General features: G+C 48.6%; 10 protein-coding genes. 3 read left to right on the top strand and 7 right to left on the bottom strand.

Going from position 1 to position 9,928, the window contains the following annotated elements; all coding sequences use genetic code 11:
• Positions 1-300: 300 nt before the first annotated feature.
• The 7 genes from thiI to HMPREF3090_RS00510 all read right to left on the bottom strand — a co-directional run bounded on the left by thiI (position 301) and on the right by HMPREF3090_RS00510 (position 7,412).
• On the bottom strand, positions 301-1,527 hold the full coding sequence (thiI, locus tag HMPREF3090_RS00480; protein WP_067972014.1) for a tRNA uracil 4-sulfurtransferase ThiI: 1,227 nt from the start codon (positions 1,525-1,527) through the stop codon (positions 301-303).
• An 8-nt stretch (positions 1,528-1,535) separates the two neighbouring features.
• On the bottom strand, positions 1,536-2,687 hold the full coding sequence (locus HMPREF3090_RS00485) for a cysteine desulfurase family protein (protein ID WP_067972017.1): 1,152 nt from the start codon (positions 2,685-2,687) through the stop codon (positions 1,536-1,538).
• A 75-nt stretch (positions 2,688-2,762) separates the two neighbouring features.
• Entirely contained in the window at positions 2,763-4,487 is a 1,725-nt protein-coding gene (locus HMPREF3090_RS00490; RefSeq protein WP_067972020.1) for a septation ring formation regulator EzrA, read from the bottom strand.
• A 454-nt stretch (positions 4,488-4,941) separates the two neighbouring features.
• Positions 4,942-5,556 (bottom strand): 30S ribosomal protein S4, encoded by a 615-nt coding sequence (rpsD, locus tag HMPREF3090_RS00495; RefSeq protein ID WP_067972024.1) that lies wholly within the window; start codon positions 5,554-5,556, stop codon positions 4,942-4,944.
• 210 nt (positions 5,557-5,766) lie between these two features.
• Positions 5,767-6,462 (bottom strand): 5'-methylthioadenosine/adenosylhomocysteine nucleosidase, encoded by a 696-nt coding sequence (locus HMPREF3090_RS00500; protein ID WP_070485735.1) that lies wholly within the window; start codon positions 6,460-6,462, stop codon positions 5,767-5,769.
• 13 nt (positions 6,463-6,475) lie between these two features.
• Positions 6,476-6,862 (bottom strand): hypothetical protein, encoded by a 387-nt coding sequence (locus HMPREF3090_RS00505; protein ID WP_067972029.1) that lies wholly within the window; start codon positions 6,860-6,862, stop codon positions 6,476-6,478.
• Complete coding sequence (locus HMPREF3090_RS00510) at positions 6,855-7,412, bottom strand: NUDIX hydrolase (RefSeq protein ID WP_067972033.1); 558 nt, start codon at positions 7,410-7,412, stop codon at positions 6,855-6,857. The genes HMPREF3090_RS00505 and HMPREF3090_RS00510 overlap by 8 nt, the downstream gene beginning before the upstream one ends.
• A gap of 170 nt (positions 7,413-7,582) precedes the next feature.
• Here HMPREF3090_RS00510 and HMPREF3090_RS00515 point away from each other — a divergent pair, with 170 nt between their 5' ends.
• The 3 genes from HMPREF3090_RS00515 (at position 7,583) to HMPREF3090_RS00525 (ending at position 9,652) form a co-directional block, all read left to right on the top strand.
• Positions 7,583-8,149, top strand: coding sequence for a 5-bromo-4-chloroindolyl phosphate hydrolysis family protein (locus HMPREF3090_RS00515; protein WP_067972036.1), 567 nt, complete (start codon positions 7,583-7,585; stop codon positions 8,147-8,149).
• Between the two features lie 14 nt (positions 8,150-8,163).
• Complete coding sequence (locus tag HMPREF3090_RS00520; RefSeq protein WP_070485695.1) at positions 8,164-9,327, top strand: toxic anion resistance protein; 1,164 nt, start codon at positions 8,164-8,166, stop codon at positions 9,325-9,327.
• 76 nt (positions 9,328-9,403) lie between these two features.
• A complete protein-coding gene (locus HMPREF3090_RS00525) occupies positions 9,404-9,652 on the top strand; it encodes a GlsB/YeaQ/YmgE family stress response membrane protein (protein WP_070429985.1) in 249 nt (82 codons plus the stop codon).
• Positions 9,653-9,928: the final 276 nt, after the last annotated feature.

Genomic DNA, 9,928 nt, shown 5'->3' on the forward strand with positions numbered 1-9,928 from the left:
GAGCGAAGCATTCGCTCGTTTCTGACTTGTGAAAACACTCCAAGCCTGCCAAGTCGAACCCGACTACAGGATGTGAAGGCTAGCGCTTAGCTTTCCTTCACTGGAGCAAGTCAGCAAAGACTGGGAATCCCCCAGTCTTTTTTATTTCGACTTTTGTCACACTCTAATAAAATCTGTTCCAAAAGTCAGCTCTAGCATCCACTTCACCCATGATGGTGATCCTTGAACAAGGCTCTTCATCATGGCTTCCAGTGGTCTAGAGCTCCCGACTTTTGTCACACTCTAAAGCTTACTTCTATTTTACAACAAATCTTCAAATTCATCTGCAATATGCTCAGCTTCTTCGACTTGGTCTTGCCATTCAATCCGCTCAAACTTGGTCTGGTCGACTGCTGCTTGGACGAGCTCATCGATGGCTAAGCGTTTTTCCAAGTATTCCACCTCGTCCAAATGGGGCTTGGTCTTAGGCGATGGCGGTGCAAAGACGGTGCAGCAGTCTTCGAAGGGCTGGATGGATAAGCCATAGGTGTCAATTTTTTCTGCGATATCGATAATCTCAAGCTTATCCATAGTCACCAGGGGACGGAGGATTGGGGTTGAGGTAACCGCATTGATGGTATACATGCTCTCCAGGGTCTGAGAAGCTACCTGCCCCACCGATTCGCCGTTCACAATAGCCAAGCCGTCATACTGGTCCCGCAAGCGGTCTGCCACCCGGTACATCATCCGCCGGGTCACGGTCATCAGGTATTCTTTAGGGATTTTTTCTTTGATTTCTTCCTGGATCTCGGTAAAAGGCACTTCTAAAAAGTTAATCCAGGCCGAGAAACGACTAAGCTTGCCCGCTAATTTCTTCGCCTTTTCCAGGGCTTGGGGACTGGTGTAAGGTGGTGAGGCAAAATGGAGGGCGGTCACCCGGATGCCCCGCTTCATGGCCAAGTATCCAGCTACCGGAGAATCGATACCTCCCGACAACATGAGCGTCGCCTTGGCGCTGGAACCCACGGGCAGGCCACCCAGTCCAGGCAGCCAATCCGTCGATAAGAGGAAGTCTTGTTCGCGCACCTTCACCCGCAAGGTCAGATCAGGTTGCTTTAGCTGGACCTTGAGCTCTGGATAGGCTGCGCCGACATGGGCACCTAATTCCCGGTTGATGGCATTAGTATCTAGACGATAGGAATGGTCCGAACGCGAGGTAGCAATCTTAAAGGTCTTAATATCAGACTTGGCCATCTCCTTAGCGACCACTTCAACAGCCACTTCTTTAAGTTTCTCGAAGTCGCGTTCGATAGTCAAAGCCGGACTATAGGACTGGATGCCGAAGACATCCTGTAGGCGCTCAAGAACCAGGTCTTGGGGGGCATCTTCAAGATGTAGGAACATAAAATCGTGTTGCTGGCTAACTTTAACTTGGGGATAGTCATAGAGGGCGCGCTTAATATTATCCGAGAGTATCCGAATAAAACGGCGCTTATTCTTGCCCTTAATGGACAACTCCCCATAGCGGATCATAATAATTTTTTTCATAGGACCTCCTATTGGATTTTAGCAAATTTGTGGAGTAAGCGGCGGTAGACTTCGATAAAGTCTTCCACTTCTTCCATGCGGTTGTCATGCCCGAAGCTCAAACGAATGGCACACCGGGCTAGGCTAGGATCTACCGGCATAGCGGCCAGGGTTGAGGATCCTTGCTGGCTCTTCCGGCTGGCACAGGCAGAAGTCGTTGACACATAAATGCCCTCTTCTTCTAAGGCGTGGACCATCACTTCACCACGAACGCCTTTGAGGGCGAAGCAGAGAATATGGGCCGCACCATCCTGGGGACTGAAGACAGTTACCTGGTCCCCCTCCTCCGCCAAGAACTGACGAAGCCGGTCTTGAAAGGCTTGGTGCCTCTTACTTTCCTCATTAGCGCCTTCCTGGGTCAAGCGCATAGCCTTAACAGTAGCCACAATGGCGGGCAAGTTCTCAGTCGAACTCCGGAGCAGGTGCTCTTGGCCGCCGCCATCTAAGAGGGGCAGGATCTGCCGGTTGGCCTTCTTATATAGGATACCACATCCCCTAGGTCCATTGAACTTATGTGCTGAAAAACTCATCAAATCCACCCGGGGATGGATCAAGGGACGTGGGGTCTTCATGAAACTCTGAACCCCATCCACATGAAAATGGATGCTCGGATAGTCTTCTAAGACCTCAGCCAATTCCGCGATAGGTTGTTGGCTACCAATTTCATTATTGATGGCCATCACAGAGACCAGGGTCGTATCAGGACGGATGGCCGCCTTCAAGTCTTCGGCATGGACCTTGCCCTCCTTGTCTACAGGCAAGTAGGTCACTTCAAAGCCTTGCTTTTCAAGGGCATGCATGGTGTTCATGATGGCGGGATGTTCGACCTGGCTGGTGATCAGGTGCTTGCCTGCTCCAGCTTTTTCCAGAGCTGTTCCTTTAACTGCCCAGTTGTCTGACTCCGTTCCCGATCCCGTGAAAAAGACTTCCTCTGGCGAACAGCCTAAGATATCAGCAGCCTGCTTGCGGGCCGACTCTAGGAGACGGTGGGCCTGGTTACCCAAGGCGTGGAGGCTGGAAGGATTGGCATAGTAAGTCTCCATCGTTTTAAGCATAGACTCTGCTGCTTCTTTAAAAATCTTAGTGGTGGCACTGTTGTCAAAATAGATGGTTTTTGACATAAAGTTAGCTTCCTTTCTCTTAAAACAGTGAACCCTCTCCAGATTTCGCCGATCGGGAGAGGGAACTTGACGATACTAATAATTATATTTGTCCTTGTCTGCGCGGTAAATTTTCTCGATTTCGCTCTGAGCTTGGCTATCGAATTTCGCTACACAATCCACGATGGCCTGGTAGGCTCCCTGATAATCGTAGCGCTCATTGAAGAGGTAGTGGGAATAGTCCACCGCATCATTAATCTCAGGATGGTTGGCTCGGTAACGGTTGGCATATTGGATAGCCGTCTCGGTCAAGCGCACATAGTCGAGGGTCTTCTCAATTTCCGTATCCAAGTATTCAATATCCTCAGAAGCAATTTGGCTCAAACGGTTGATTTCTTCCATATCTAGTTTCACCCGGTTGAGCTTAGACCGCATGGCATCCAAGGTATCTTCACAAGCAAAGAAACGGTCCAGATAACTTGGATCTAGGCCAGGCAGGTGGTACTGGCCAACCTTGCGCTTGATATTGCGGAGGTCGAGCTCGTAGAGATAGAGCTGGTCGCGGGCTTCCCGCTCCTGCTGCTTGAGACCAGCCAAGGACGAAACAATCTTGGACTGACCTTTCTCAATTTCAGCTAGGGTCTCATAACTATCCCGGTAGCGGGTTTCCATATCGCTGTAGGCAATGGTATGGTTGCCTTCCTGCTGGTTGGTATAATCGATGGTTTCCTGGAGGCGGTCAATCTGATCGGCGTAGTCACGCATTTGGGACATTTCACTACCCGATAGCTGGTAATTCTGAGCCACACGGTCGATCTCTAAGATGGCATAACGGTTGGACTGGTGAACCTTACTTAGGGTTTGTTGCATGGCCCCCTGGTTGCCGCCAATGTATTGCTTGGCTCGAAGTTCCGCTTCCATCAGTTCATAGGTCCGGTCAATCTGTACTTCCGCCCGCTCCATAATGGCTTGGGCTTCATCCAGGTCAGCCCGGGCAATGGCTTCCTTAGCATTGTTGATAACCTTGTCAACTTGGTTGATCTCTTCAGGAATATCCACATCCATGGGGAAACGGTAGTCTTCATCCAACATGGCCTTATAGCCTTGGTTCAAGTCTTCATACTGGGCCAGGTATTCTTCATCGATCCGAGTCAAGAGGCTAGGAATTTCTTCCATCATCCCCTCTAAAGACTCAATATCCCGCTGGATCTGTTCCAAGATTTCATGGGCCCCGATAAAATCCCCATCATTCATCAATTCATTGTATTTGGTGAAATCTAATTCAATATAGGACAAGTTCTTCTCTAAAGTTTCCTGGGAAGGGCCGTAAGCATAGCTATGGGCCAATAATTGTTTGCGGATCTTAGCATAGCGGTCATAGAGCTCTTCATGGTAGCTCGCATTGGCGTCCTCCTGGTCCAAGAGCTTCTCCAATCGCTGGTTAATCCCCTCGACTTCCGTCCGAGCTTCCTGGAGTAGGTCTTCCGCCTTGTCCGACATTTGCCGCGCTTTAATTTTTGAGAATAATTTATCTGTAGCGTCCTGGGCTGAGACGAGAACCGCTTCAATTTCGGGTAACTTGTACTGGGTTACGGTTTGCCAATTGGCCTGTTCGTTCTCGAGCGCCCGTCCGGTTTTACCTGTTACATTCTTGTTTTTGATCGTATAGAGTTTGTCAGCAACCGGAATCGCCATGATCTCTTGTTTCTGCTCATCCAGTTCCTGATTGGTCTTGGTCTGCTTCTTACTTAAATAATACAGTATACCATAGCTGATGAGCACAATCAGAATCACGACGAGCAATGCGATTAATAGCTCCACATTCGCTCCTCCAATTCATTAATATTTTATCATGTCTTACTTTCTTATACTCATAAATTATAGCAGAAAAAAGCCCTTTAGCCTAGGGAGAGTCCATAAAAAGCCCTTGACTGCCCTTCTTTCTTTTCTGAGCTTTTGTCAAAGCGTCTGCTTAAGCATGAGGCTGGGACAAAAGCTTTGACCTCTTTTTAAATAACGAACTTTTTGGCAAAAATCTGTTCCAAAAGTCAGTCCTACATCCACTTCACGAACTATGTCCAATCGTTTATCAACGATTTCCCATAGTTTGTGGACAGTTGCTGTAGCTGTTCGACGCGCAGCGAGTTACAGATATAGTATGCGTTAGCTGATTCAGGCCTAATCGACTTTTGTCACACTCTTTCTTTGGAAATTATTTTTTTCGACAAAAAAGGAGCCAGCCAGGCTAGCTCCTTTAAATTATTTAAGCTTAAAATTAAGATAATTGGTTGTAGTATTCAACGACGAGTGATTCATCGATATCTGGGTTCATTTCGTCGCGTTCTGGGTAGCGAGTTAATGAGCCTTCGAATTTTTCTTCATCGAATGATACATATGGAACGTGGCCGTATAAACCTTCAACAGAATCCTTGATAACTTGGATTTCTTTAGATTTTTCACGAACGCCGATCACTTGGTCAACATCCACTAAGTAAGAAGGAATGTCCACACGTTTGCCATCAACTAAGATGTGGCCGTGGGTAACCAATTGACGGGCTTGGCGACGAGTTGAAGCCAAACCTAAGCGGTAAACCATGTTGTCTAAGCGACGTTCAAGTAAGATCATGAAGTTAACCCCGAGCTTACCTTCTTTAATTTTACCAGCTTTTACGAACAAGTTATGGAATTGTTTTTCAGTCATTCCATAGATGTAACGTAATTTTTGTTTTTCTTGTAATTGTAAACCGTATTCTGAAAGGCTCTTACGGCGTTGGTTAGGTCCGTGTTGACCTGGTGCGTAAGGGCGACGGCTTAATTCTTTACCTGTACCTGATAATGAGATCCCTAAACGACGGGATACTTTCCATGTTGGTCCTGTATAACGTGACATTGATGAATTCCTCCATATAAATTGATTTATTGGAGTAAAATAAGTCATTCAGTTGATCGCATTCGTGCAGTCCGCTCCTTGGCTTTCTCCTATTGCAGCCGCGGATACTTGCTTCACCTATGTGGGAGGACTGTTGACGAGCTTGCTTCAACTGTGCTGCATTATTTTACACAAAAATTATCTTATCAAGCTTTAATCGGCTTGTCAAGCTTAATCTTTCAAATATTGGCCAATAAAGTCCAGGGTCAACCGGGCGCTCTTAGGGCCTACTTCAGAAATAAATTGGTCAAAGTCAATGGCTGCATCCTGCTCGGCAGTGTCTGACATGGCCCGGGCAATCAGGAAAGGAACCTGGAACTGATAGGCGACATGGGCAATCGCCGCTCCTTCCATCTCGGTACAGAGGGCACCTGGAAGATGCTGGGCAATCTCTTCCACCTTGGCTGGGCTAGCTACGAAGCTATCCCCTGAAACGACCAGACCTCGGTTGACCGTCTCCCCCTGGTCAGCCAGGCATTGTTCGAAACGTGAAAGGTAATTGGAATCTGCTTGGAAACGGGCAGGCAAGCCCTCAATCTGGCCATAAGCCTGGTCAAAGGCGGTCATGTCAACATCATGGTAGGCTGCTTCCTGGGCAAGGACCAGGTCACCCACTGCGAGCTCCTTGGCGACAGCCCCCGCCGAGCCATTATTAATAATCAGGTCAGGCCCATCCATAGCCAGCAAAGTTGTCGCTAGGGCCGCATTGACCTTGCCAATCCCACACTGGGCAATGGCAAGCTCGTGGCCTTGGTAATGGCCCCGCCAGATCTTAACGCCTGCCTGCTGGGAAGCTTCGAGGTCCGTAATTTCATCTAAATAGTAGCTAATTTCCTTGGTCAAGGCTGCAACAATGGCAATCTTCAAGCTTTTCATCCTCCTATACAAAAAATGCAATCAAGGTAACAATGATAATTCCTAAGAGACTGAGCCCAATTCCCCAGTTGAGGTATTCATCAATCGGTCTTGGCTCAGGCTTTTGGTCGGCCTGGTCATCCAGCTGCTTGGCTTCCTGACCCTGGCGCCAATGCCAGGTCCTGCCCCGGTCTGAAGACTTAGCCGGCTTGGACTTGGCCCGGGGGCGCTGGCTCGCTTGGGAAGCGGGACGAGCTTTTTGCTTGGGCTTTTTGCTGGCAGCCGCTGCTTTCGGCCGAGACTTCTTCGCCTCCTGTCCGGCTTCCTGCTTGGCTTCTTCTAAGGCCTTTTCTCTTTTTTTCTTTTGGTATTTACGATAAGACTGTCGGGTAATTAGAGGATCTTTAGCCATGGTTTCCTTCCTTCAATAGTTGCTTTTCTAAGTATTGGATGGCATAGATGGTCTTCATGTCACAGATTTCCCCGCTAGCGGCTGCTTGCTTGGCTTCACTCAGGCTGAGACGGAAGACTTCGATATGTTCATCCGCATCCTGGGGTCTAGGATTGCTCACTGTTTCTAAGCCGCGACAAGAGTAGATCTGCAGGTATTCATCCAAGTAGCCGGGCGAAACATAAAATTTATCCAGGGTCTGCCAGTCCTCGGCCTGAAGCTGGGTCTCCTCTTCCAGTTCACGCTGGGCAGCGGCGAGGAAATCTTCCCCGGGATCAACTAAACCAGCTGGAATCTCAAGAATCGGCCGCTCAATAGCCTTACGGAATTGCTTAACCAAGACCAGCCGCTGGTCCTCATCGATGGCTATAATGCCAACTGCTGGGGCATGATGGATGATTTCGCGATTAGCCTTTTCGCCATTGAAAATCTCCACGGTCTGCTTCTCTAGGGTCAGTAGACTCCCCTCATAAATCACTTCACTGCTTAAAGTTTTTTCACCAAATTCCATGACCTACCATCCTTTCACAAAATGATCACTTTATATTATACATGGAAAATTATAAATATTCTTCTAAATCCACTCTCCTTTGCTAGCTAAGCAAAGTCATCCCTAAGACGGATGGGCTGGGAAGAATTCCTTGCTATAATAACATTAAAATTAGTAAAGAAGGCGGTTTAATGAAGAAAATATGTAAACGAACTTGGGACCAGGTCCTCTACAGTCCCTTCAATGTTTTATTGATTCTAGCGGCCTGGTGGCTAGACTTAAAGTTCTGGCCGACCCTAGCGACCATCCTGCTAGTCAACTTTGCCATCTGCTACTATCTTGAAAAACGAAATTCAGCCCCCCATCTCTCCCGGAAAAACTACCAGCACTATAAGGAACATGGTCTGTCCGACCAAGACATCCAGTATTTTCGCCAGGAGATGGCAACTAGCCTAGAGCAAATCGAACGCATCCTAGCCCTTCTCGCCCAAACAGGCAGGAAGTCGCATGGTCAAGTCAAGGCCCAAGCGATCAAGGCCTACTTCCATGCCATCCAGCAAGAGCCCCACTTATTGGCTGATTCAGCGGACTTTCGCTACCAGCTCCTCCCTAGCTTAGAGAAGGAATTGCGCCACTACCAACTCTTAACCACAGCTCGGGAAGACGCTAGTGAACTGGCTGCCAGCCGCGAAGAACTCGACCGCTTAGGCAAGGAGATCCAAGCATCTTACAAAGACTTTCTTACCCTCACGATCTAGAAGGAGTGTTGTTAATGACTCAGAATAATTTTTCTAATGATTTCGATGACCTATTAGCCCAGCCTTTTGCCCTTGACCAGGAGGAAGGAGAGCTCCAGCCCCAAGCTCAAAAGCAGGAGACAAGTCTCTTCGACCGCTTGTCGGATAAGGAGAAACAGCAAGCCCAGGCCATGGCCAAGATGATTGACGAAAAGAATATGTCCGGCCTGACCGCTTACGGCAGCAAGGCCCAGTCCAAGCTCAACCAATTCTCCCATGCCATGATCGACCAGGTGCGCAATAAGGATACTGGAGAGATTGGGGCCAGCCTGCGCCAGCTCATGGATCGCTTAAATGAGAGCGAGTTGAACAAGCTCCAACAAAAAGAGACGAATCCCATCAAACGTTTCTTCAACCGGTCCAAGCTCTCTCTCTATGAGGCCAACGCCAAATTCCAACAAGTTGCCGTCCAAGTCGACCAAATCGCTGACCAATTAGACCGCCACCAGGCCCAACTGCTCAAGGACAACCAAGACCTGGATGGCCTCTATGACGAAAACTATGAATTCTTCAAGGTGCTGAATATCTATATTGCGGCAGCCCAGCTCAAGTACCAAGAGCTCCAAGAAGAATTGATCCCTCAAAAAGTTCAAGAAGCCCAGGCAGCAGACAATCAAATGGTCGCCCAAGAACTCGCCGACCTTCGTCAATTCGCCAGCCGCCTCGAGAAGCGGATCTACGACCTCAAGTTAACCCGCCAAGTCTCTATCCAGCAAGCACCGCAGATCCGCCTGATCCAAAATACCAACCAGGCTCTGGCTGAAAAGATCCAGTCCTCAGTTCACACGGCCATCCCCCTCTGGAAGAACCAGATGGCGATCCAACTCTCCCTCCAGCGGCAGAGCGATGCCCTCAAGGCCCAACAAGCAGTTACAGATACAACTAACCAGCTCCTCCGTCAGAATGCGGATATGTTGGAACAATCTAGCTTAGAGATCAGCCGGGAAAATGAGCGGGGCATCGTCGACATCGAAACCCTCGAGCATGTCCAAAAGAGCCTGGTCCATACCATTGAAGAGACCTTCCAAATCCAACAAGAAGGCCGGAAGAAGCGCCAAGAAGCAGAAGGCCGACTCCTCAATATGGAAGACCGACTCAAAGAAAGCTTGCTCAAAGATATGGACCGTCGCCAGGCCTAGACACTGGACCTGGGGCTAAGAATTGCCTCAAATACACGAATGTACTATAATTGTTATATATTAAAGAAGGAAAGGGATGAATCACATGCTTTGGACACTTATCTGGGGCGGTATCGTTGGTGCAATCGCAGGATGGATTGCAGGCAAGGATATCCCATTTGGAATTATCGGTAACATCGTTGCTGGTCTCATCGGCAGCTGGATTGGCGGTAAACTCCTACCCGTCTTCGGCCCAGTTTGGGGCGGAATTGCTATTATTCCATCCATCATTGGCGCCGTTATCTTAGTCATCTTAGTTTCTTGGCTCATGCGCCGCTTCGCATAAAACGGTAGCATAAGCTAAGAAAAACACAGGCTGTGTCCCTCCGGATACAGCCTTTTTTATAAGGGTGTGAGCAAAGGCGTTCAGAAAGGGATGACTGGAGGCAAAGAGGATAAGAGCGGCTTTAGCCGATCGTTCCACTTTGCTGAAGTCACTCCCTTTCTGCCTTTGCGAACCCGACTAGACAGGGTGTGAAGGCTAGCGGGAGAAATAGAGCTCTGGAACCAAAAGCCAGAGAAGACTTCAAGTCTTCGGCGGATTTTGGTGAAGAGGAGCTAT

The organism is Aerococcus sp. HMSC23C02 (genome assembly GCF_001806805.1).
GTDB classification, from domain to species: Bacteria; Bacillota; Bacilli; order Lactobacillales; family Aerococcaceae; genus Aerococcus; species Aerococcus sanguinicola.

Coding starts and splice junctions, on each gene's coding strand:
- thiI (WP_067972014.1), bottom strand. CDS start 1,527: ATGAAAAAAATTATTATGATCCGCTATGGGGAGTTGTCCATTAAGGGC.
- HMPREF3090_RS00485 (WP_067972017.1), bottom strand. CDS start 2,687: ATGTCAAAAACCATCTATTTTGACAACAGTGCCACCACTAAGATTTTT.
- rpsD (WP_067972024.1), bottom strand. CDS start 5,556: ATGTCACGTTATACAGGACCAACATGGAAAGTATCCCGTCGTTTAGGG.
- HMPREF3090_RS00505 (WP_067972029.1), bottom strand. CDS start 6,862: ATGGCTAAAGATCCTCTAATTACCCGACAGTCTTATCGTAAATACCAA.
- HMPREF3090_RS00510 (WP_067972033.1), bottom strand. CDS start 7,412: ATGGAATTTGGTGAAAAAACTTTAAGCAGTGAAGTGATTTATGAGGGG.
- HMPREF3090_RS00515 (WP_067972036.1), top strand. CDS start 7,583: ATGAAGAAAATATGTAAACGAACTTGGGACCAGGTCCTCTACAGTCCC.
- HMPREF3090_RS00520 (WP_070485695.1), top strand. CDS start 8,164: ATGACTCAGAATAATTTTTCTAATGATTTCGATGACCTATTAGCCCAG.
- HMPREF3090_RS00525 (WP_070429985.1), top strand. CDS start 9,404: ATGAATCACATGCTTTGGACACTTATCTGGGGCGGTATCGTTGGTGCA.